The sequence below is a fragment of the Cyclobacterium sp. SOCE241 genome (genome assembly GCF_056867545.1).
The window spans coordinates 2234696-2258628 of sequence record NZ_CP149779.1; the positions used below are offsets into that span (position 1 = coordinate 2234696).

A 23933-nucleotide genomic window follows, 5' to 3' on the forward strand; every position below is an offset into this window, starting at 1 on the left:
AATCATAAATTAAAATATTGATTGCCTTTTTTGAAAAACCTGCCAGGAAAAATTATCCTGACAGGTTTTTCTTGTAAAGGGAATAAAAATAATATTTCAGATATAAACAAAGTTATCAAATGAAATACATAGCATTAGTAACAATAATGGCGATGAGTAGCAATTTTCTTAGCTTCGGTCAACAAGACAAAGAACCCATTGAAATTGAAGTAAACGAATCAGAGAAGAAAGTAGATGTAATAGTGGACGGTAAGCTTTTCACCTCATATATCTACCCGGACAATGTGATGAAACCCGTTCTTTGGCCGGTAATTTCTCCGGACGGAAATATGCTAACCAGAAGTTATCCTATGATTAATAAAGAAGGGGACAGAACCGATCATCCTCATCACGTAGGTATCTGGTTGAATTACGGAGATGTGAACGGACTTGATTTCTGGAACAATTCAGAAGCAATTCCTGCTTCAAAAAAAGATGGCTATGGTGCAATTGCCCACCAGTCTATTAAAAAAGCAAAAGGTGGAAATGGTAAAGCCACCTTGGTAACCAACTCACTTTGGAACGCTCCGGACAACACTTCTTTATTGGAAGAAAAAACCACTTTCACCTTCACTGCAGGTAAAGATATTCGAATCATTGACCGAACCACCACATTAAAAGCGCTGGTAGATGAGGTTAAATTTACAGATAATAAAGAAGGTATGTTTGCCATAAGGGTTGCCCGAGAGCTTGAATTACCCTCAGAAAAACCTACTACCTTAATGGATTCCCATGGAGTTGCAACCAAAGTAGACAAAATGGACAATACTTACGTGAAAGGCGACTATAAAAGTTCTGAAGGAATTACAGGAGGGGATGTTTGGGGAACCCGAGCAAGGTGGATGGAATTATCCAGTGAAGTTAAAGGTGAAGATGTTTCACTTATCATCATCGATCACCCAAAAAACCCCGGTTATCCTACCTACTGGCATGCCAGAGACTATGGTTTGTTTTCAGCCAATACCCTGGGTCAAAAAGCACTTTCTGATGGCAAGGATGAATTGAACTACTCCCTAAAAAAGGAGAAAAAGCTACTTTCAAATACCGTTTGATAGTTACTTCAGGCCACCTTAGCGAAAGTGAAATCAATGCTTTGGCAGATGAATACGCTAAAAAGTAATTCAAAAAACCATTAATAATTGAATAATCCCAATGGAAAATAATCAATCAAGGCGTAGCTTTATTCAAAAAGCCTTGCTGCAGGTATAGGACTCTCCTTTTTAGAACCTGCTGCAGTATTTGCCAAAAAACCCAAAATGAATCTTGGCCTGGTAACCTATCAATGGGGAAAAGACTGGGATCTCCCTACCCTACTGGCTAATTGTGAAGAAGCCGGGTTATTAGGTGTGGAATTACGTACCGAACATGCACATGGCGTAGAAACAAGCCTTTCTGCTCAAGAAAGAAAGGAAGTAAAAAAGCGCTTTAAAGACAGTCCTGTAAAATGTTTAGGCTATGGTTCAAACTATGCTTATCACTATACTGACCAAGCTCAAGTCAGAGAAAACATCGAAGGGACAAAAAATTATCTTCAACTATGTAAAGACATTGGTGCCAGCGGAATCAAGGTAAAGCCTAACGGATTGCCTGCAGAGGTTTCCAAAGAGAAAACCATTGCGCAAATAGCCCAATCCCTTAACGAAGTAGGAAAAACAGCCAGTGACCTGGGACAATTGGTTCGGGTGGAAGTTCATGGGAAATTAACCCAGCAACTGCCCAATATGAAAGCTATATTTGATCAGATAACTGAAAAAAGTGTGAAGGTTTGCTGGAATTCTAACGACCAAGATTTAATGGCCCCGGGATTGGAAGCCAACTTCAACTCAGTTAAAAAATGGTTTGGTGACACGGTTCATATCCGTGAGTTAAATGAGGGGAATTACCCTTACCAAGAGTTGATGAAGTTGTTTTCAGACATGAATTATAAAGGTTGGATTCTATTGGAAGCACGCACATCCCCTGCAGATAAGGTAGCTGCCATGAAAGAACAACTGGAAATATTCAATACCATGTTGGCCAATGCCAAGTAATAAACAATACGAAGATTTGAAAGGTTTGTAGGTTAAAAGGTTAACAATTATTGTTTATATTTAAAAGACAATAAAGTGTTTACCCAAAACAACTCTCCATTCATTTCATGAATTATTTAATCAATATCCTAAAGAATATAGAAGGATCCTTTTTTCAGAAAAAGGCCTTTTGTATTCTTTATTTATTGCCTTTTACTTGGCGTCCTATTTACCTAGCCCGGCTCAATCAGACCCTTTTGAGTTGAGCATTGAACAGCTAACTAAAGGCAAAAAGCATCATTTTTTTGGTTATATAGGCCAATGTCAAACCATCCCTTGGAATGAATCAGGAAGATATATATTAGGTCTTGAAATTGAAACCATAGACAGGATGCCTCTTCCTGAAGAGTCTGCTACTGTAATTCTTATCGACACCCAGAATAAAAACAAGCTAATCCGGCTGGACAAATCTCACGCATGGAATCCTCAGCAGGGCACTATGTTTTATTGGAACCCTTTAGCACCCGAAAACCAGTTTTTCTTTAATGACCGCGACCTTACTACAGGAAAAGTATTTACAGTACTGTATGATATCAATCAAAGAAAACGAGTTAAGGAATACCGTTATGAAGACAGCCCAATCGGGAATGGTGGTGTCGCAGCTGATGGTTCAGCTTGGCTCGGCCTGAATTATGGCCGCTTGGCAAGACTTAGACTCGTTACCGGATATCCCGGGGCACTGGACTGGTCCAAGGACCAATTGGCTCCTGAGAATGATGGGATATTTCTCGTGGATGTACAAACCGGAAATAAGAAACTGTTGGTTTCCTACTATCAAATGGAGGAAAAACTAAAAGAAACCAATCCTAAACTTGACCACAGTGGCTTATTTATCAATCACACTCTCTGGAATCGTGATGCCAATCGCATTTATTTTTTATTAGGGCTGGATGGAATGGTCAAGGCAAGGAAAGAATCAATGTACCTGCCTCCATTCATGCAGATGGTACCGGTCTTCAACTGCATGAAACCCATATTGGTGGTCATCCGGAGTGGGATTTAGGTAATGTATTGATCGGCATCAAATACAATGATGGGAAAGGTCCAGACGAGCAAATTCGTTACAATGTTGACAGCAAGGAAATCATAGGAAGCTTGGGAACTCCGGAAATGTTTCCCAAACCGGAGGGAGACATTTCCCTTTCACCAAATGGTGATCTATTCGTCAATGGATACAGTGATAACAATAAAAACTACTATGCTGTATACCGAAGAAGTGATGGTGCCTTTGCCCGAAGTGAAGGAATCGACAAAGGACTTTACAGTGGTGACATCCGTATAGACCCTGCGCCGCGTTGGAACAGAAGCAATGATGCCATCTTAGTACCCGGAATTGACAAGAATGGCACTCGTCAAATGTTTTTGATCCGGTTGAAGGAATTGCAGTGAATTATATTATAGAAAACTAGCGATATGAAAGGTCACCGGATCTTGGGCGGAGCAGAGGGTTTAGGTATTAAAATGTTTTACTCTATAGCTTCGATTCCGCTCAGTCGCCGGGTAGATAACTTCAGATTCGACTTTCTATGGTTTCTCGTTCATTTCTTTCAATAGTTCAATAGCAGTTTCTGCAAGCAATTCTCCCCACCCGGGGCCAGTCTTGAATTAATGGTTTCATATCCTCCACGGGTAAATGCCTCCTTTGTGGGGACATAAGCAATATGGCTATGGGTCAATTCAACCACTATTGTATTTTCATAAGGGAATTCTCTTTGATAGCCAAACCTAAATCTACAAACAACTCTCCGGGAAGGCCTACAATGGCCAGGTCTTCGTTAATTTGAAACACCTGCACCTCCAATGGGATTCTCCATGGTTGATCCCCAATTGCAGGAGGAACTGCTTCTGTTCTTCTCATTCTCTCAAGAGACCTGATTTTTAACCGTCTTCTTCTTTCCAGAAAGGCTGTTTCTTCATAAAGTCGTGGAGCTCCAGTTTCTGTATTGGCCCATTCCAATTCCTCAGGAGTGAAATGTTGGATGGGAACATAAATGACTTTAGCTATTGCCTTTAGTTCTGTTCCATTGACTTTTTGAAATTTATTGGGTTTTTGAAGGATTGCAGCAGAGAGAATTTCGCCTATTTCAGAAGAACTTTTTACTTCTTCCTTGGTACCGGTAACATCTATATGGTTAATATTACCACAAGCTCCTGCTGCAAATAGCGATACAAAATCTTTGTGAAAATGCCTTTGTAAATTATAGGCCAAAAAGCCCGGGTAATCGGCACTGAAAGCCGTTCCACCAAAGGTATCGGCATGTAAAGAAAAATTAGAGACCGTCCCAATTGGATGCTTGTCTTTTTCCTTTGTAGCATAACCACGGCCAATTCCGAATCTGTAGGTCCTTCCGTTTCCCTAATGGAAGGATTGCGTCTACCTGGATTGGTGATCAACTTTCCATCTTTCATAATAAAGCGTCTGTTAAATGCCAGGTCATTTACTTCTTCTCCAAACACTTCCAGTACTACTTCCTCTCTTTGCTCATAGGCTTTTACCACAGCCTTAACGATACCATCTTCAAGCTGCTTAGGATAGTCATCGGCTTCGCCTGTATCCAGTTGCGTGTCAAATGGTGGTCTTAACCTTCCGGTAAGCTCCCTTATATTGGGATGATAGGCCGGAGAGGTATGGGAATGAGTTCCTGCAATAATAATATTCTGAAAAGGTATACCTGTTTCCTTCTCAATGCGCATCCTAGCTCTAACCGACAAGTCTCTCTCCACCCATAAAAGATCTCCCACCACTAAAGCTACTTTCTCTCCTTTTTGCTGAAAAACCACTGCCTTGGCATACAATGGATCGTGTGTACCGGTACTCGGTCCCCTATAATGAGGATAACCGGCTTGTGAAGGAGTAATTTCAGCTTTTACCATTCCGGCTTTCAAACCCGACTGCTGAGCGATTACTTTATGTCCGGAAATTAATCCTGAAAGCATAATTCCCGCCATAAAGCCCAAAAGGACAACACGATTTACCTGGCCATGTTTTCTATTCCCTGCCTTTAATGTCATGTTTTATGTGCTAAAATATTTATAGTATGGTAAATTAAATGGAAAGAAAAACTTTCCTATGAGTTTATGGCTTTTTCTAGTAGGTTATGGGTGATCTTTTGCACCCTGGGATCCGGACCATGCGGCCTGCTATAATGGGACCAAGGCAAGGTATGCCCGGGAGGGCTACTCAAACCCATTGCCCAGAAAATAGTTGCTGCACTGAAAATAAAATTGCCTTTTGGCCCAGGATAAACAACTGACTGGTAGGGACATGGGTTATCCCCACCTTGCCAGGCCGTGCCTTCGGCAACTATCTCTAATCCCTCAATGTCTGCTGCATCTGCCTGATACTCCCAACCTATAAGCCCGGGAATACTGTCCCCTTTTTCATGCCTGTACCTTTAAAAATCCAATGGTCAGGTTTTATCACTGTCCAATCCCCTCCACCATTAATAGGTTCTGTATTTCTTACTCCCATTAAGAGCCCTTCGTCAGGCCCTCGTTCGGGAAAAGGGCCATTTAACTTTTCCCTCAATACTGCATAATCATTATTGGCACCATAAGGCCCGCCTCTAAATATCCTACGGTTAGGTTGGCCGGCTTCACTTGAGGTATAGGGTGCCACCCAACAAATAGAATTGCCGGAGAAAAACAATAAATTTACTCCTTGTTCTTTAAGTTTCTCCACACTTCTAAATTGCCTGATGTCCCAATATTCATCATGCCCTATGCTTAAGAAAGCCTTGGCTTTTAATCCTCGGTCAGGGGTCAACAAATCTACATTGGAACAATAACTTACATCATAGCCATGCTTTTCCAAAAAATAGGCGAATGGCATTTCAAAGGAGATAAACTCTCCTGACCCAAATGAAAGTGGATCATTTACAATGGCATTATATTGCCCTTGCCGGGCATAGGGCCGATCAAAACTAACCTTTGCCCATGGGCCTTGTGTGCCCTTCGGGTGGGTATAAATGGAATAATTATTCGGCCATTTATTATAAGCTTGCCAAGTATTGTCAGAGCATTGAAACAAAAGGTCTGTCTCTCGCTCATCCTTTACAATAAAGATAATATAACTCTCCCAATAAGCTTCACTAGGGCTTTTTGGCAAGGTGCGCAATTTACCCAAATAAACACCACTCAGCCAATCTTCAGGAATCGTTATAGAAGTGGAAACCTCCCATTTACATTCATGAATATTCATTTCACCAGGTTTAGGAGTAACCTGCTTTTTCCCTTTTAATGGACCCACTTTCTTCAACCATCTGCCTCCGGTTCCATTGTAATACCCTGTACGGTAAAAATCAATCTGGAAATCCTCTTCCGGATCAACTGACACCATGATGTCCAAACTTTCACCCGCCATTAAACTTTGTCTGGAACAATACCCTTCAATAAGTGCAGTACGGTATTGTTTTTCGTCGGGCCTTACCCTGGTCAACTGCCAGGAAATGGTTCCTTCCTTTTTATTTTCTTCCAGTATGAGGTTTTTCTTTTTATTAGCAGGCTTGGAAAAAGCGGGTGTTGTACCTAAAGCCAAAGCAAATCCACTGCCGGCACTTAATTTTATCGCCTCCCTTCTGCTAAGTTTATTTTCCTTCGCCATTTTTAGAAATTAATGGTTTATTTTGTATACCAATCTTCGTAAACAACTTCAGGTGGTTACCTGGAAGTGACCGAAGAAGATTTTAACTTGTCTAATAGACCCAATAATTCAGAAGTTATTACATTGGAAGCATCTACTTCCAAATAACTGGACCGAGCCCTCCAAGTCTCATACCCCCCATTCATGGTGCTGAGGGGTAGGTAAATAACCATTGTATCCATTGGCCAGGGAAACACTAAAGGTTTGTTTAAATGGACTTTTGGCTTTTATTTCTAAACCTATTTCCACAAAAACCTCACATGGAACAGCAGTAATTGCCAAATCGCCAATTTGTATCGCCTGAAGGATCAATTGTTTTTGATCCGGATAGTCATTTAGAAAAATGGTTTCTCTTGCATATAATTCATCTCTTTTAAGTAAAAGAGGATCCTTAGCATCCGCTATGAGTTTTTTCGCTCTTTCAAGTTCAGCAGCATCAGGTTTTCTTACGCCTAGCGTAACTTCTGTCTGTGCACTTGCTAAGGGAACCCAATCATGGTAAGTAATACTTTGGTATACTTTATAAGCCTCTGCCGCTACCTTATTGGCAACGATGGCCATTTTCTCATATTTTCCCATCGGTTTTGGCGCTGGCCCACCAAAATTTATATTATTGATATCTCCGCTGGTTCCATTGGTCATAATCCCAACAAATTCAGGGCTTTGGCGATCTGCACCTATCATTTTTCCTATTCGTTGGGCAAACATCCCAAAATAATCGGCAGAAATATCCCCGCTTCTAGTACCTCCTACATAGTGCAAGGAATAATTTGCAAGTAAGGCAATGGGCTCACCGCTTAGAGATTGAACAGAAATAATAGGCACCTCGGGATCAATTGGCCCAGCAGGGCTTGTAAGGTCCGGGTTTTCAAAGCCGGGGTTCATTCTTACTTTATCTTCTCCGCCGAAAGGATTGGTAAATGTCTTTCCTTCTTTCAATTTCCACCGACGGTTAAAAACCTCACTGGGCTCCTGACCTACACCCCAACCAATTTTGGCAGGTTCAAGGTTATTATTGGCCCTAATAATTGCATCAGCGGCACGTTCTTCGAGAAAAAGTAAATAGTCCGGATCTGGTGTACTGCCAAAGACCGCACAGGCTGTACCTCCTGAATGGGTGTGTATGGCCGAAATCATCATATTCTCTACAGGAATTCCCGTGTATTCCTCGGCTCTTTTCTTGGCATTGTCTACCGTTTCTCTGTAAACCATGCATAGGTCTAAAGTAACCATTGCTATTCTTGTTTTCCCATCATCTAAAACCAAGCCTCTAGCATGGGTATCGTCATGAATATGTTGGGTGAAACCTTCTTGAAAATTCCCGTTGATAGAGGTACCAATTTTTGGAGTAATTACACTTAGTGCAGCACCAGCCTTAAAAATTTTTGCTGCCCCTTCATTTTGAGCGGTAAGGTTCCCTACCCCTGCTATTAAAAAAATTAAAGTGAGTAATAAGCACAGGTATTTCTCGAGCTTTGACTTAAAATTCCAATCGGCGAGGTTCATTAAAATCATGTTTTGGTTGTTTGTGGTTTTGTAGATTGATAAAAGTATTGAGTAGTGCATTATTTACCTAAAATAATTAGATTTTAGCAAAAAATTAAAACGTTTTATTTTGTTGGACTCAATATTATATTAATGCAATGTTTAGGGGATAGTCAGTAGAATTGAATGGCTGGAGTATGGCTTTACCTTATTTTATATAAATAGAAACAAATAATAGAAGCAACACTACCGCTTTATTCGCATCATATCCTATCGGGTTACTTGTTGTCTACGACTTATTTGAGAACAGATCCATTTTTATTCTAAAGATATAATTGATAGTCTTCCAACACCCTTATTTCTGAGAAATAAAATCCTCCTATGACAATTTAAAAAATCCAGATTATAGGGAAGTTCGAGATAAAAAAAGGGAAATAGTTGACCTATTCCCCTAATAAAGATTATTTAGTGAAATTAATGGCTGCGCCACCTTTCCATTATTTTGACATCTCCATATAATCAACTGTCAATTGTGACAATGCCCGTACACCTAAGACAAATCCGCTTTCATCAAGGTAAAAATCAGGGGTATGGTGAGAGGCGGCTTTTCCCGGATCTTCTGCTGGGGGCATTCCTCCCAAGAAGAAAAATAACCCGGGTTTTTCTAGTTGAAAAAAGCTAAAATCTTCCGCTCCTGTGACAGGGTCATGCACCCACAAATTGTCTTTGCCTGCCACTCTTTCTAAAGTGGGTTGCATTTTAGCGGTTAAGGCTTCATCATTATAGGTAACCGGGTACATTTTATTGATGCTAATATCAGCCTCTGCCCCTGCACTTTTTGCGATGTTTTCTCCTATTTCTCTAATTCTGCGATGAATAAGTTCTTGTTGGGGCTGGCTATAGGTACGAATGGTTCCAATCATATCTACTTGTTCGGGAATAATATTGTGTCTTACTCCACCATGGATTGCCCCTATGGTTACGATGGCAGGAATCTCAATAATTTTTACATTTCTACTTACAATGGTTTGTAATCCCATTACAATCTGAGAGGAAGTTACAATGGGGTCTATGGAAGACCAGGGATAAGCCCCATGGGCTTGTTGTCCCTTAACTGTGATTTCCAGCTCATCAACTGCTGCCATGGCAGGTCCGGGTTTGTATTTAATTACACCAGCCGGAGTTTGAGAATTTATATGCAATCCAAAAATCACATCTACATCTTCCATCACTCCTTCTTCTACCATTTGTTTGGCTCCCCAAGTATCAATGGATTTGTCTTCCAGCCCCTCCTCTGAAGGTTGGAAAATAAATTTGACTGTTCCTTTGAGGTCTTTTTGCATGCCTTTTAATACTTCTGCTACCCCCATTAGAATGGCCATATGGGAATCATGGCCACAAGCATGCATTACTCCACTTTCCTGCCCATTATATGTGGTCTTTACTTGAGATTTAAAAGGAACATCCACCCGTTCAGTCACTGGTAACGCATCCATATCAGCTCTCAAAGCAACTGTGGGGCCCGGTTTTCCTCCCTTTAGAATACCAATTACACCTGTAACAGCTACCCCTTCAGTAACTTCCATTCCCAAACTTTTTAAGTGGGCGGCAATTTTACCTGCTGTCCTAACTTCTTCATTCCCCAGTTCGGGATGCTCATGAAAATCTCTCCTCCACTCGATCACCTTCCCTTCTATTTCCTGAGCACTTTCATTGACTTTTTTTCCAATTTACTCTGGGCAATCAAAGAACTTGCCGTACAGAGAAAGGCAATACCTGCCAAAATAAAATCTAATCTAAATATTCTCCTCATACCCAAATTTAAAAATAAACAATCAGTAGATTGACATGCAACAAAAAAATTAAGTAAAAATTTAAAGACAATTTTATCTTTTTATATTAGATTTGGTAATGATCCTATCTAGTGCAACCAGAAAGCTAACCATTGGCCTTTTGATATTCGGTCTTTCGATGATTGCTTGTGATCAAAAGAAGGTTCAAAAAGATGTGCTTTCTGAGGGTGAAAAACGTCATAGGGATTATATTCGAAAAATACCAGGAAAAGATGAGCATGTACCTGAAGAAATTGTGGCAAAAGGTGAGGTGCTAATTGCCTATGCCGGATGTTATGATTGTCACCGAATTGATAAAAAGTCCAAAGGACCGGCGTTTATAGATATTGCCAAACGGTATCCAATTCAACCTGCTTATAGGGATTTGTTGGCCAGAAAAATCATTTCGGGAGGTTATGGATCTTGGGGTAACCCTGTTATGGTCCCTCATCCCCACATCAGCATGGAAAATGCACAAACAATGGCGTATTTTATCCTTTCTTTAGAGCAAGAAGATTAAATTCTTACCATTATATTTAGATTTATACACGTATTTTGCCTTTTGGCATTCAGTAGTTTTCTTTTGCCTCTAAATTCGCTAAATTAATAGGGTTAATTAGAGGACTATGAAAACCATCGAAGTAAGGCTACCGCAAGAATTTGATAAATCATTTATAGTATTTAAAGAAAAAGGGACCTATTTCCCTTGCCCTTGGCACTATCATCCAGAATATGAATTGGTACTGGTACTAAAGAGCACCGGAACAAGAATGGTTGGAGATCATATAGGCTATTTTAAACCCGGAGACTTGGTCTGTATGGGCCCCTATTTACCACATGTATGGGTCAATGATCCCATTTACACCAAAGGGGAGGCAGACCATGAAGCTGAGGCAATCGTCATCCAGTTTCAGGCCGATTTTTTGGGTGCTGATTTTTTGCAAATCCCGGAAATGGAAAATATCAAAAACATTCTTGGCCTAGCTAGTAGAGGCATGGCATTCACCGGAAAGACAAAAGAAAAAATTACTGAATTAATGAAAGCCATGATCCATATGAATGGTATCCAGCGCCTTTCAAGTCTATTGTCAATATTTGATATCCTATCGCAAAATAAAGACTACCAACTTTTGGCAAGTCCGGGTTTTATAGATAGTGAACCTGAAGGTTCTGACCGATTAACCAAGATAAAAAACCATATACTGAATAACTTTGATCAAGAGATCACACTTTCAGAAATTGCTTCTATGGCAAATATGGGAGTAACTACCTTCTGCAACTACTTTAAAGAACAATACCGAATCACATTTATTGAGTACTTAAACACGGTAAGAATTGGCCATGCTTGTAAACTTTTGGCAAAAGAAGACATGAACATTGTAGAGGTGGCCTATGCCTGTGGATTTAATAACCTGGCTAATTTTAACCGGCAATTTAAAAAACTAAAGAAAATGACTCCCTCTGATTTTAGAAAAACGGTTAATATTCAAGAAGTCGCTTAAAGACTGGGCCAATAAATTGATTTACTAATTCATAGCAATATTCAATCAAAAACCCCCTTCTATGGATCTTAGAAGAGGGTTTTTATTTATTCAAAGGTTTTCATTTAAACATCAAATGTGCAATAGACAATCTATTCCGTGCTGAAATCGCTTCAAAACCAACCATTTTTTATTGCTTCCAATTATACCATTTGGGTGCTATGCCAAAATCTCCAGACTGATTTTCTTGTGGTTGCAATGCTTCCAGTAAACACAGAACAGGCTTCAGCGCCCTGACAATAGTCAGGGCGCTGAAGCCTGTAATATAATCCGGATTAAAGTTTTTTTCTTAAAAATTAGTTGATTTTTAAAATGCTACCTGCAATATGCCTGTTTTTATTGTCTTTATTAAAATAATAAGTAACCAATACCTTATCATCTCCCATATTTACCGCCCATGGGTATCCAATATCTGTGCTTCCTCCATCTTCTCTTATAATAATCTCTTCTGCAGTGGCAAAATCGGTACATTCAGGGTTTAAAATTCTTGCTCTTATACCATATGGTTTGTGTCGGTAACCATAAACCAAGAACACCCTATTATCCGGCAACCTCAAAGCTTGCAGGGGGTGGCCCTGGAAACCCATAGATTCCCACTTATCAAAGGTTTTGCCTCCATCTTTCGATCTGGCTATCACTGCTTGATCATCGTATTTGGCAGTTCGAATAAAAGCTACAATATCTCCTTTTGGCGTTTCATAAGCGGAAGCTTCATTAAAGATTACTTCATCATCTACAGCAACCGTACTTAGGTGTTCCCAGGTATTTCCTTTATCATCGGAAACCATAAGGTAATTAGAGGTTTTCCCTCTTTTCTCAGTATCACTTGCTGCAACAATCCAAAATATTCTTCCGCTTTTTCCTTCGTACATGGCGCCTCTGTTATAGGCCGGGACTTTGTTCCCCATCGGGGTATGGTTTACCTCAGGAGCGATAGAAGGAGGGTAAATGGGACCTTTCCAAGTTTCTCCTCCATCTACAGATTTAACCAGGTATCCACCCAAAAACACCGTTCCGTATTTATTGGCAAAGTGGGGCTTTTTAATATTTTCCAAGCCATCCTTTTCTAAAAATGCCCATCCATAACTGGCACACAAAAGGGTACCGTCTTTCAATTGCAATAAGCAAGGATCCTGTGAACCTCCAAATGCATGAGAATAAATCAGTTCAGGCTCTTCGGTCCAATTGACACCATCTTTTGAAGTCACTCCTACCAAATAACTGTTTGGATCTACATGACTATTCCCTTCTTCCTTAAAAACCACTTGTCTATCCGGGGCTCTTCTAAATGCTACCAGGTATTCACCGTTATTTTTTAACAACCGAGGGAAAAGTGGAATAATAGCTTTGGTCTTGATAAATAATAAAATCTTTTATTTTGGTAGCAGGCCCCATGGCCTTGGTACTATCCACCGGGTCAAATGCGTGGACTGTCATGCTGTTTAGTATCAAAACAGTAATAATTAGCAGTAGTTTTTTCATGTGTTTTATTAATTAGTAATCTTATTTATTGAAACAATAACCTTATTGTTTCAGTGTTTTAAGCGGAATTTTCGTTAAATAAATGCTTGTTTTTTCTTCATGACTTGAATAATAAACTATCCAAAGCTTATTTTTAAATATCACCAAACCCGGATAACTTGTGTCACCACCGCTAGGTAAATCTATGCTTTTATTGATCTTTCCTTCAAGGTTTGTCAGGTGAATTACAGTTTTAGCCCCGTCTTTACGATAATCTCTTGTGCCCATCACAAGGGAACTATCATCTAAGAACATAAAATTGGGACCACCAAGTCTCTTGGTTAACTTTTTTGTTGTCCAGCTTTTATAAGGATAGTTGCTTTTTGCCAACACCCCCATTTTATCATCATCCTCTCTTCTTACCAACACATACATTTTACCTTTATCATCAAACCTGATTGTAGATTCATTGGGGCCGCCATCTATCGGCAATTGAGCAACATGATTAAAATTTATCCCATCAGTGGTTTTAAGCAAATGAACCTCTTTCTCGGCATTGTAATTTCTATAGACTATGCCATATCCCACATTAATGTGCCAGGTAACTCTCCACATCCAATCTAGGTTTGGTTCCATGTCCATATTCACTCTTTTGAGTGAGGTGAAATTCTCTCCTTTTGTATCTGAAAAAGAAACCATTGGATACAAGACAGTATAGCCCTCATCATACACCCCAACAGCTGTAATGACCATTATTTTACCTTGCGGTGTTACAGATAGCCTTGCTTCCCTTACATCCCTATCCTCTTCTTCCAATAAACCTACACTTTTCCAACTCTTTCCATTTTTTGATTTAAGTATTCTAACTGCCCCGCTTTTGTCCGGCATATGGTTATTGCCTTCTCTAAGGGCCACATAAAAGTCCCCTTTAAACCTGATCATATCGGGAAAAGCATTGTGAGGAGCCTTGTCCCAAATTTTGTCTACCTCCAATGAATCCTTCATGATCTCCTCAGAAAACCCATATGTCAACTGAAGCACACACATTAATAAAAATAAAAAACAAGTTCTCATAATATATAAAGGGTTAATTATCAATTGTTTGAATTTTTAAATCTTAACTACTTTCATTTTTCAGGTAGTCCAAGTATTTCCATTTAAACCCATCAACTTCCCTATAACTGTGGTCCGGATAAAGGGCATTTACTGAATCCATTTCAAAGGTAAACTTCATCAATTTATCTTTTGATAAAAACGGATCATTGGTATCTACTCTCCACTTGTAAAGGGCTTCCTTCATGGAAATTAAAACCTCAGCAAATTCCGGTTTACCAGCCAAATTCTCAAACTCCCATGGATCATTCTGCAAATCATACAGCTCCCATTCAGGAGGTGTTCTCCAAGTTTCATAAGCATCACGAACTTTTTCATTTGACCCTTCGATTTCCTCCACCGTAGCCCCTGAACCAAAGTCAGGGCTCGCATAAGCAGTAAATGCCGGAAAATCTCCTCTGCCCACATCTATATTCCGTATAAGTTTATATCGTTTGTTTCTGATACTCCTTCGTGGATAATAAAAAACAGGCGAAGCGCCTTCCCCATCTGCACCCAATGTGGTTCTCCAATTTATTTCATAATCCTCCTTAGTAAACAGGTCCATCAAAGATTTACCCGGCAAATCAACATCTAAAGGGGTATCAGAAAGATCCAATACAGTTGGTAATATATCAATAACTGATATTAGTTCGTCTCGGCTGGAACCAATTTCATCAATGACCTCTGGATAGGATATTATAAAAGGTATTTTTAATCCACCTTCATAGTTGGTTAATTTACCTCTACTGAATTGGGCTCCATGGTCACTTAAATAGATGATGCAAGTATTGGATAAATCTCCCAAACTGTCCAATAACATACCTATGGATTCATCCAGACGGTTCATGCAATTGTAATAAGCTTCGGTTTCATCCAATAATCGTTCATTATTTACCCCTACAAATGGAAGTGTTTCCTTGATCCTATCCCGGTTTACTTTTATAGTGGGCAAACCTTCAACTTCATTCTGAAAAGGCAAATGTGCATCCGGAAAATTAACCATTAAAAAATATGGGGTATCGGACTGATTAACAAATTCCTTTGCCTTTATAGCATAGTCCTTTAGACTCTCTTTTTGAAAATTAGATCCAGACAATGCTTCATAATCAAAGTCGAACCTTTCTGCAGGATTTACATGGATTTTCCCTAAAACCCCTGTTCTATAACCTGTTTCCTTTAGGTAATTGGGCAATACTGTTATTCCTGAATATAGTCCGTAATGATGGGTAGCCCATCCCAGTTGTCCGTTCTGATGTGGATACAAACCTGTAAAAATACTACTTCTTGAAGGGCTGCATACTGAATAAGTGGTATAGGCATTTAGAAATTTTACTCCTTTTTTAGCAAGTTTGTCTATGTTAGGAGTATGCACCAATGTATTCCCATAACTACCCAAATCTGAACTATTATCCTCAGAAACTATTAACAAAATATTTGGCTTAACATTTTGTGTTCCTTTCGGACTACAGCCCAATGCTACACCGCATAATAGTACAGCTGCAACCAAATTGACATGCAATTGTTTTACACTCATTAATATTCTGATTATAAATGCTCTCAATGATTGAACAAAATTCGCTTGACCCTCAAAACAAGGGCTCAAGCGAATTTTATAAAAATCTAATATTTATTCGTATCCTGGATTTTGTAGGACTTTGTTTTCTAAACTTAAAACACTTGTAGCAATAGGCCAAAGAATTTTTTGTTCTGCATTCTCCTTCTCACTTAAAGTAGGGAGCATTTCAATGGCTTTATCAAAACGAACCAAATCCCACCATCTCTTACCTTCAAATGCCATCTCTCTTAACCTTTCTTCAAGAATGATTGCATCGTTTTCTTCCATGGTACCGGAAGTAAAAGCAAATTCATTATAATTTTCTCCATAAGCACGCATTCTGACTTCGTTTATTTCCATAGAAGGGTCTTCCCCAAGGGCATTTTTTGCCTCAGCTATCATCAATAAAACATCAGCATATCGAAACAATATAATATCATCGATAAAATTCCTACTTCCCCCTATTACTGTTCCACTACCTTTGGTTACGATGGTCGTATAGTAACTTAGAGATTCGTCTTCATTAATGGTAAAGATTTCATAGAAAGAGGCATCCTTTCTTTGATCAGCATCTGAATACAAGGACTTGACATAGTCGGTAGGTACCACGATATTATTACTTCCTCCACCTATGGCTCCTATGGTTTCTCTAGCTTCAGTGGAAATATTGGTTGGTATGGCACTACCTATCAAATACATGGCATTGAAATAATTATTCCCTGCAGACTCGAGCTCGGCAAATCTAACGGCCATTATGATTTCATCATTTCCTTTATTGCTATAATCAAATACATCTTCAAAGTTATCCAACAAAGACACGTTCGTAGTTTGAATTGCTTCCAATGCCGTAAGGGCAGTTTGAAGATCAGCAGTGCCTCCCCCATTTGTTTGGCAGTCCAAAGGTAAACTTCTCCTTTCAATGCATTGGTGGCCGGCTTGGACCAGAACATTTTGTTTTCCGCATAACTATTGTCGGGAAATAACTGTAATGCTTGGTCAATGTCTCCTTTAATAAATTGGAAAATTTCGCTTTGTGCGGTTCTTTCAATTTGAGTAAATTCGGGGTTTTCACTTTCTGTCGGTTCTTGCCGTAAAGGCAAATCTCCCCAAGTTTTAGTCATAACGAAGTAAGTGTATGCCCGCATGGCATAGGCTTCTGCTAAGATATTGTTTTTTCTATCTTCAGATGCGAATTCAATTTCAGGTACATACTTGATGATTAGATTGGCACTGTTTACTAGTGTAAATAGACTCTGCCATGTTGGTCCAGCATCATCCTGGTGCAAACGATTTAGGTAATACTTGGACCAGCCACCATCACCTACAGTTCCCAAACCAACAACATCTGCTCTTGCTTCACCTAAATAATACAAGGTAGAATTTGAAATACTTCTAAGGTTAACGTACATACCTATCAAAGCACCCTCTGCATCCCCTTCTGTTTCCCAGAATGACGCTGTGGTAATCACACTAGTAGGTGACACATCCAGCAGATCGGAACAGGAGCCGAAGAGAAATAGGCTTAATATAAAAGCTATAATAAAGTTTTTCATGATTCCTTAATTTTAAATTAAAAGGTAATATTTAGTCCGAAAATAAAGTTTCTCGGAATGGGGTACCTACCGTAATCTCGTCCACCAAATTCCGGATTTAGTCCTTGATATTTGGTGAAATAATAAAGATTGTTTCCGGTTACACTTAGCCTGACATTTTGCAAATGCACAGGCGTTAACAAGCTTTGCGGCAAGTTGTAACTGATGCTAAGTTCTCGTATGGCCAGATAATCACCAGACTCATAATACCCCTGTCCTGTACGTGTTGGAAAGACATTGTATTGTGCCCTGGTACTTTCCCAATCGTATCTTGGCAAGCTGGCGATATCACCTTGTTCTTGCCATCCATTGTCTATAAGGTTTTGGGTCATGTTCATGTTTAGCTTCCACTGCCCTTCCATAAATGCCCGGGCATAGTTAAATATAGTATGGCCCATGGTATAATCCATTCGCAGGGAAAGCATTAAGTTTTTGTAGGAAAAAGTATTTGTAAAACCTCCTGTTAGTGTAGGAAATTCAGTACCCACATATGCCATGTCCTTTTCATCTACGACTCCATTGTCATCTAAATCGTCCCATATATAATCTCCGCCAAAAGAAATATCTGGGTACCTTTTGTAGATATCAGATGGTGCACTTTCTGCATCCTGATCAGTTGCATAAACACCTAATTCCAAGTGAGAATAATACTCTCCAAGTTGTCCTCCTTCTTGAAGACCACCTTTCCAGGCATAATCACCAATAGACGCATCCCATACATAATACCCTCCAACTCGGTTGTTCTCCACACCATTTTCAGGAAGTTTTAAAATTTTATTTTGAAGGGTTGCCAGATTCGCTGCCAGATTCCATTGAAAATCAGACGCTGCCGGTAAAATATTGTAGTTAACTTCGATTTCAACCCCTTTATTTTCTAAGCTTCCCAGATTGGTAAGGGTACTGGCAAAACCAGTGGATGGTGCCAAGGCCAGATCGGTTATCAGGTTATCTGTAACTCTCCTATACACATCCAAAATAATCCCTAAACGGTCAAATAATGTAAGATCCGCACCGAAATTCAAAGTTTTAGACCGCTCCCATTTCAATTCAGGGTTAGGAATTATTGTATTTTGAATACCTGCATATCCACCGTACCTATAACCAACACCATAAGCTCCTTGCGCTGCAAAATCACCTAAATTTCCAATATTTCCATTGATACCATAACTTGTTCTGATTTTAAGCTTGCTGAAAATATTTTGTGGCAAAGTTTCCCAAAAGGTCTCATTATGCATGTTCCAACCCAATGCCACGCCTGGGAAAAAGCCCCACTGATAATTGGCTCCTAAATTAGAGGCACCATCGTATCTTGCATTTACTGAAACCAAATACTTGTAGTTAAAATCATAATTAACCCTACCGAAATAACCATGAATGACTTGATCCGAAATAGAACTGCTAACACTTGTCGCCTCAGCTGAAGCGTTTAAAGTAGGGATAAGGTCTGTAGAAGCACCTTGTCCTGCAGCATAAAGGGAAGATGTATTTCTTCCAAAATACGCATATCCAGCTGTTGCATTTACATTATGGGCATCACCAAAGGTTTTGGAATAATGAAAAACTGCATCCACTTGTGTTTGTCTCCACTTAGATATAGTAGCACTGGCTGCCCTGTTGTCAACCAGGTTAGTTGGCCCATTTAAGACAGCCGGCTGAAAATTGTAAGAATCACTCGTCCTGTTATAGATGGAAAGTTGAGGGTCAAAACTAAACTCCGGTGTTATCTGCCATCTTGATCCAACGGAGAAGGTAAGGTTTTCTACCCTATTTTCTGCCACCCTGTTTCTTAAAACATACTCAGGATTACCCTCACTCAATGCCTGCCCTGGTGCCAAAGTACCATCCTCAAATGTGTACTTGGTCGTTGGTGGTAAAGTAATTGCCCTAGCAAAAATATTGGTAATACTGTTTACTTGATTGTCTTTTGAATTGGCGTAATTGACAATGCCATAAAAGCTAAATTTGTCACTCACCTTAAAATCTCCGTTTACATTCATGGTGTAGCGCTTGTATCCTGTAGTAATCGCTATCCCTTCATTGTCAAGATACCCTAAGCTTGCACTGACTTTTGCCTTTTCTGTTCCTCCGGAAACGGAAACATGATGATTCTGGATGGCTGCCGTTCTAAACAATACATCCTGCCAGTCAGTATCTTGAAAGATCAATGTTTTGGAAGGATCCAAGGGATCGGGCATGCTTTCCCATCCCTCATTTAATTTGTATTCATTTTCTGAAGTTAAATACTGTGTAGTATAAGCCGTATTATTGGTCAGGTCATTTCCTGTTCCGAATCCCACCGGATTGGTCAGTCTAAAGGATGCATCAGGAAAGATATCCTGGACTATCATCGCCCTTCTTGCAAAAGTTAAATAATCCCTTGCCGAAGCAAGGTCATATAAACTACCGGGTTGTGACAAGGAATAACTCCCCGAATAGGTTGCTGACACAAAGCCTGATTTTGCAGACTTCGTGGTAATGACAACCACACCATTGGATCCTCTGGCACCGTAGATCGAAGTAGATGCAGCATCTTTTAGTACCTGAAATGACTCAATATCTCCTGGTGCTATATTATTGATATCGGGCCTGATTACTCCATCCACAACATACAAAGGAGCTGCTCCATTTGGATTATTAATAGATGTCCCTCCCCTAACAATCACTTGAGGAGCTGCTCCGGGCTGCCCAGAAGTTGTCTGCACTCTCACTCCTGCCAATGTTCCCTGCATAGCGGAGGCAGCATTGGAATATGGAACATTATCAAGAACACGCTCATCCATTTTAGATACAGATGTGGTTAATAATTCCCTAGATTGCTCTCCAAAACCAATAACTACAACTTCCTCCATGTCTGAAAGAGTGGAGGTAAGGGTTATATTTATTGAGCTTTTATTCCCGATATTTATCTCTTGATTGTTGTATCCTATAAATGAAAATACCAGTATATCATTGTCTGACGGAACGGCAATCTTAAACGTTCCATCAATGTTTGAAACTGTACCTACAGCGGTACCTTTTACCAAAATATTCACTCCGGGTAGAGACTCTCCAGACTCATCTGTGATGGTCCCGGTAACCTCTCTGGCACCCTGTGAATAACCTTCCGATCCAGCAATGACCATTAACAGGATCATTAGCCCAAAGAGACGTAATTCTTGTATATATTTTTTCATATAATAATAATTTAATACGGTACATTAATGTACATACCAAAGATATTATATGAATTAATTGTTTTCTTATACTTTATTTTACATTATTAATACAATATTTCAATGAATTAAATCTGAGATCTACAAAGATTTTAAGTGAATTTTAACAATATTATAATTTAAATATGGTTCATGCTCTTCATGTAAATATTTGTTGGCTTCTTAGGATTCACTTAATACAATCTTATCTGAAATTAGGAATTACATTCCTGCAATAAGCAAATGTCCCCTCTGCTTTATAAGTTAATTTGGTATAAAATTAGCCCCTTACCATTCTCAAGAATTATCAATCAAATTTAAAAGAGTATATGTCCGCATCTTTCAAATAAATCCTCATTTTAATGGGCTTACCTGCTAGCTTGGTCAGGTCATAGGATTTGTTCCAATAAACTGTTCTCGAAATCTCATTACCTATGATAGGCTGACATTCCTCCTTGGAAAATCCGGGTAATTTATTTCCATTTTCATCCAATAGCTCAACTAAAATTTCTCCGGCAGCAGAGGTTGAATAATTCAATTCCAAGGTTCCTCCATCAAATATAAATGGCTTAGTGGTCATTTCACCTCCGGAATAACCGGCAGACAAAGAAGCAAAACCATCCAGTCTCATAGCGTACCGTCTAAGATGTGCAGTAGGCTGGGCATAATCTTGGTTTACATAAACAGACATTTCGGTAGGGCCCGTTTGCACAATATTCAACGCAGGATAATTGGACCTTGAAACCCAGTTTTGCAAACCTATTCCGGGCTTTATAAAAGATTCCATAAACTGTCTTTGATAAGCCCCTCCACCTCTAGAGGACATTAATATGGCATCTGAACAATCATTATAATATTTAGGATTTACTCCCAATTTCTTGGCTTCTTCGTCATTTACTACTTTCCTGTTAGGCATAAATCGAGCCCCAATGGCCAAATAAATATGAGGGGCACGAAAGTAAGGACTTGTTTGTTGGGTATACAAATGCTCATAGGGTGTGTTTCCAAAACTCATTTGAACCGGGCTTGTCCAATTGATAAAGTCCTTTGAGGTGGTTCTTCCAACTGAGCGAAATCCGGTGTAACCATCCCCTGTCCAGGTTCGAAAGTAACAAACGTATTGTTCTTCACTAGCAGACCAAAAACTACATTTTGAGAATCAAAAACCCCATCCCTAAAAACCGGCTCCTCCTGCATCTTCCTCCACTCCTTTCCATCTGCGGAAACATAAGCTACCAAGCCACTTTTTTTTGTACCGCCTAAGGCCTTGTATTTTTGGGAGCTTTTGGCCAAGGGGTTGCTATCCACAAATGGGCTGAAATTATGGGTAACCGGTGCAGCATTTGCCAATATTACATTGTTTTTTTGGTGCCATTCACCGTGAATAGTTTAAGATCCGGCTTGACCCAATTAATTCCATCTTTGGATTCGGCATAACAAGTTACCTCTGCATCATTCCCATCACTGCCTGCTTCGGGCACCCCCTGTAATAGGCCCTATAGGTATCCCCATCCTTAATGACTGTGAAATAAGCTGAAAAAGCCCCTTCCCAAGGCTTTTCAAACCTTATCACTTCTCCTTGATCAATTGGTTCATGCAAAGTTAATTCAGCCCCCCTAACTTTTCTATCAGGTAATCATCGACAAACAACTCCCGGTTTGTGCCAATATTAGGGATTTGAGCCAAGGCGAGGCTTTGAACAAAAAGGAATAAGGCAAATAGTGTGTTTTTCTTTAATACCAACATTTTAATAAAATCTAAATGAATAAATAGCTGCGTCTTTTAAATATATTTTCATCCTGACAGCTGTGCCGGAAAGCCGAGAAACATTGGTAGAATTATTCCAATATACCGGTCTAGATAACTCGTTTCCTATAATTGGCTGACATTCTTCTTTGGAAAAGCCAGGAATTTTATTGCCATCTTCATCAAGTAATTCTACATATATCTCACCTGCAGCAGAGGTGGAATAATTTAACTCCAAGGCATTGCCCTCAAAAACAAAAGGCTTGGTAATCATTTCCCCACCGGCAAATCCTGCAGACAGAGAGGCAAAGCCATCCAATCTTATGGAGTACCTTCTTAAATGAGCTGTAGATTGTGCATAATCTTGATTTACATAAATGGACATTTCATAAGGACTGGTTTGAACTACATTCAAAGCCGGATAATTGGTCCTTGACACCCAATTATTTAACCCAATCCCGGGCCTAATATAGGATTCCATAAAATACCTTCGGTATTGATTCCCTCCCCTGGAAGTCATCAAAAAAGCATCTGAACAGGCCTTATAATAATTAGGGTCAATCCCCATTTCAGTAGCTTGTCCATCAGTCAAAACCTGTTTGTCCGGCATAAACCTAGCTCCAACGGCTAAATATATTTGTGGAGCCCTAAAATAAGGGCTTGTCTGTTGTGTATATATATGTTCCAAAGGAGCAGAACCAAAGGTCATTGCAATCCCTTTATCCCACGATTTAAAATCAGTAGAAGTAGACCTGCTCACCGACCTAAATCCTGAGTCAGTAGATCTGAAGAATACCAAGTATTTATTCTCAGTAGTAGACCAAAAACTTACATTTTGGGAGTCAAGATTACCCTCCTGCAAAACTGGCTTATCCTGGATTTTAACCCAGTGTATCCCATCTGCTGATGAAAGAGCAAATAAACCGGTAGCTTGTTTTCCGGCTAATGCTTTGAATTTCTCTTCAGCTTTTGCATTAGGGTTTGTATCCAAAAAAGGAGTGAAATTCGGCGTTAACTCTTCATCAACCAAAATCACGTTGTTGTCTTTCGATCCTTTAATTTCATGAATACCCAAATTTGGTTTGTACCAATCAATTCCATCTTTGGATTCTGCATAACAGGTCAACCTTTGATTATTTCCCTCTACCACATCAGGCAAACCACGATAATAAGCTCTAAAAACTCCTTGGTCATGGATAATTGTTGTGTAGGTCGAAAATTTTCCTTCCCAAGGTTTGTCTAAATAAAAGGCAACTCCTTCATCTGTGGGTACGTGCATTTTCAGGCTTGCCCCATCTAGCCGATCAATTAAAAAATCATCGACAAATAGCTCTCTATTGCTCCCAATAAAGGTATGTTGAGAAAATCCCTGAAAACTAAGTGTGAAAATAAAAAGCAGTAAAAACCAATTGACCTTAGTCATGAGACCATTTAATTTATAAGATTAAAACACTGTATTAAAGGCATACACTAAAGTTATACTTTGAAAAATGTAATTTCTCCTACTATTATTTACTATTCTTATACAATTTTACAGAAGATTTATTCGTAAAAGCTTTCTTTACCAGACCGAGGTATAAACTAAATCGTAAAAAATAAATATTATTATTTGCGAGCAATCATGGATTCTTGGATAATTCACCACCAAAATTTATAATTAATAGCAATGGTGAGTCCAAGGTCTA

At 39.4% G+C, this 23933-nt stretch carries 22 protein-coding genes; 6 read left to right on the plus strand and 16 right to left on the minus strand.

Annotated elements, in window-relative coordinates; translation table 11 throughout:
* Nucleotides 1-119: 119 nt before the first annotated feature.
* The 4 genes from WG932_RS11030 to WG932_RS11045 all read left to right on the plus strand — a co-directional run bounded on the left by WG932_RS11030 (nt 120) and on the right by WG932_RS11045 (nt 3497).
* Nucleotides 120-1091, plus strand: a complete 972-nt coding sequence (locus WG932_RS11030; RefSeq protein WP_483087962.1) for a DUF6807 domain-containing protein — start codon at nt 120-122, stop codon at nt 1089-1091.
* 204 nt (nt 1092-1295) lie between these two features.
* The gene (locus tag WG932_RS11035; RefSeq protein ID WP_483087963.1) at nt 1296-2069 is read left to right on the plus strand and encodes a sugar phosphate isomerase/epimerase family protein; all 774 of its coding nucleotides are present in this window, start codon (nt 1296-1298) and stop codon (nt 2067-2069) included.
* A 169-nt stretch (nt 2070-2238) separates the two neighbouring features.
* A complete protein-coding gene (locus WG932_RS11040; protein ID WP_483087964.1) occupies nt 2239-3111 on the plus strand; it encodes a hypothetical protein in 873 nt (290 codons plus the stop codon).
* 8 nt (nt 3112-3119) lie between these two features.
* On the plus strand, nt 3120-3497 hold the full coding sequence (locus WG932_RS11045; protein ID WP_483087965.1) for a hypothetical protein: 378 nt from the start codon (nt 3120-3122) through the stop codon (nt 3495-3497).
* A gap of 295 nt (nt 3498-3792) precedes the next feature.
* Here the strand turns inward: WG932_RS11045 and WG932_RS11050 are convergent, their stop codons facing one another.
* The 5 genes from WG932_RS11050 to WG932_RS11070 form a co-directional block, all read right to left on the minus strand.
* Complete coding sequence (locus tag WG932_RS11050; RefSeq protein ID WP_483087966.1) at nt 3793-4317, minus strand: hypothetical protein; 525 nt, start codon at nt 4315-4317, stop codon at nt 3793-3795.
* Entirely contained in the window at nt 4233-5120 is an 888-nt protein-coding gene (locus WG932_RS11055) for a hypothetical protein (RefSeq protein ID WP_483087967.1), read from the minus strand. The genes WG932_RS11050 and WG932_RS11055 overlap by 85 nt, the downstream gene beginning before the upstream one ends.
* A 340-nt stretch (nt 5121-5460) precedes the next feature.
* A complete protein-coding gene (locus WG932_RS11060) occupies nt 5461-6711 on the minus strand; it encodes a N,N-dimethylformamidase beta subunit family domain-containing protein (RefSeq protein WP_483087968.1) in 1251 nt (416 codons plus the stop codon).
* Between the two features lie 168 nt (nt 6712-6879).
* A complete protein-coding gene (locus tag WG932_RS11065; protein WP_483087969.1) occupies nt 6880-8256 on the minus strand; it encodes a hypothetical protein in 1377 nt (458 codons plus the stop codon).
* Nucleotides 8257-8732: 476 nt separating this feature from the next.
* A complete protein-coding gene (locus WG932_RS11070; RefSeq protein ID WP_483087970.1) occupies nt 8733-9920 on the minus strand; it encodes an amidohydrolase in 1188 nt (395 codons plus the stop codon).
* Between the two features lie 226 nt (nt 9921-10146).
* On the opposite strand from WG932_RS11070, the gene WG932_RS11075 reads away from it, so the two are divergent.
* Nucleotides 10147-10587, plus strand: coding sequence for a c-type cytochrome (locus tag WG932_RS11075; protein ID WP_339677865.1), 441 nt, complete (start codon nt 10147-10149; stop codon nt 10585-10587).
* A 106-nt stretch (nt 10588-10693) separates the two neighbouring features.
* Nucleotides 10694-11569 carry an AraC family transcriptional regulator gene (locus WG932_RS11080; RefSeq protein ID WP_483087971.1) on the plus strand — a complete coding sequence of 292 codons (876 nt, stop codon included), beginning with the start codon at nt 10694-10696 and terminating at the stop codon, nt 11567-11569.
* Nucleotides 11570-11904: 335 nt separating this feature from the next.
* Here the strand turns inward: WG932_RS11080 and WG932_RS11085 are convergent, their stop codons facing one another.
* The 11 genes from WG932_RS11085 to WG932_RS11135 all read right to left on the minus strand — a co-directional run bounded on the left by WG932_RS11085 (nt 11905) and on the right by WG932_RS11135 (nt 23671).
* Nucleotides 11905-12930, minus strand: coding sequence for a sialidase family protein (locus WG932_RS11085; protein WP_483087972.1), 1026 nt, complete (start codon nt 12928-12930; stop codon nt 11905-11907).
* Nucleotides 12917-13090 (minus strand): hypothetical protein, encoded by a 174-nt coding sequence (locus WG932_RS11090; RefSeq protein WP_483087973.1) that lies wholly within the window; start codon nt 13088-13090, stop codon nt 12917-12919. Before WG932_RS11090 ends, WG932_RS11085 begins: the two co-directional genes overlap by 14 nt.
* Before the next feature lie 42 nt (nt 13091-13132).
* Nucleotides 13133-14143 carry a hypothetical protein gene (locus WG932_RS11095; protein WP_483087974.1) on the minus strand — a complete coding sequence of 337 codons (1011 nt, stop codon included), beginning with the start codon at nt 14141-14143 and terminating at the stop codon, nt 13133-13135.
* A 43-nt stretch (nt 14144-14186) separates the two neighbouring features.
* Complete coding sequence (locus WG932_RS11100) at nt 14187-15698, minus strand: sulfatase family protein (protein ID WP_483087975.1); 1512 nt, start codon at nt 15696-15698, stop codon at nt 14187-14189.
* 93 nt (nt 15699-15791) lie between these two features.
* The gene (locus WG932_RS11105; RefSeq protein WP_483088623.1) at nt 15792-16472 is read right to left on the minus strand and encodes a RagB/SusD family nutrient uptake outer membrane protein; all 681 of its coding nucleotides are present in this window, start codon (nt 16470-16472) and stop codon (nt 15792-15794) included.
* Nucleotides 16472-17272: a RagB/SusD family nutrient uptake outer membrane protein gene (locus WG932_RS11110; protein ID WP_483087976.1), complete on the minus strand. Its 801-nt coding sequence runs from the start codon at nt 17270-17272 to the stop codon at nt 16472-16474. The genes WG932_RS11105 and WG932_RS11110 overlap by 1 nt, the downstream gene beginning before the upstream one ends.
* 17 nt (nt 17273-17289) lie before the next feature.
* A complete protein-coding gene (locus tag WG932_RS11115; protein ID WP_483087977.1) occupies nt 17290-20484 on the minus strand; it encodes a SusC/RagA family TonB-linked outer membrane protein in 3195 nt (1064 codons plus the stop codon).
* Nucleotides 20485-20809: 325 nt separating this feature from the next.
* A complete protein-coding gene (locus tag WG932_RS11120; protein ID WP_483087978.1) occupies nt 20810-21517 on the minus strand; it encodes a hypothetical protein in 708 nt (235 codons plus the stop codon).
* The gene (locus WG932_RS11125; protein WP_483087979.1) at nt 21514-21852 is read right to left on the minus strand and encodes a hypothetical protein; all 339 of its coding nucleotides are present in this window, start codon (nt 21850-21852) and stop codon (nt 21514-21516) included. The genes WG932_RS11120 and WG932_RS11125 overlap by 4 nt, the downstream gene beginning before the upstream one ends.
* Nucleotides 21853-21943: 91 nt before the next feature.
* Nucleotides 21944-22102, minus strand: a complete 159-nt coding sequence (locus WG932_RS11130) for a hypothetical protein (protein WP_483087980.1) — start codon at nt 22100-22102, stop codon at nt 21944-21946.
* Nucleotides 22103-22249: 147 nt separating this feature from the next.
* Complete coding sequence (locus WG932_RS11135; protein WP_483087981.1) at nt 22250-23671, minus strand: hypothetical protein; 1422 nt, start codon at nt 23669-23671, stop codon at nt 22250-22252.
* Between the last annotated feature and the right edge of the window lie 262 nt (nt 23672-23933).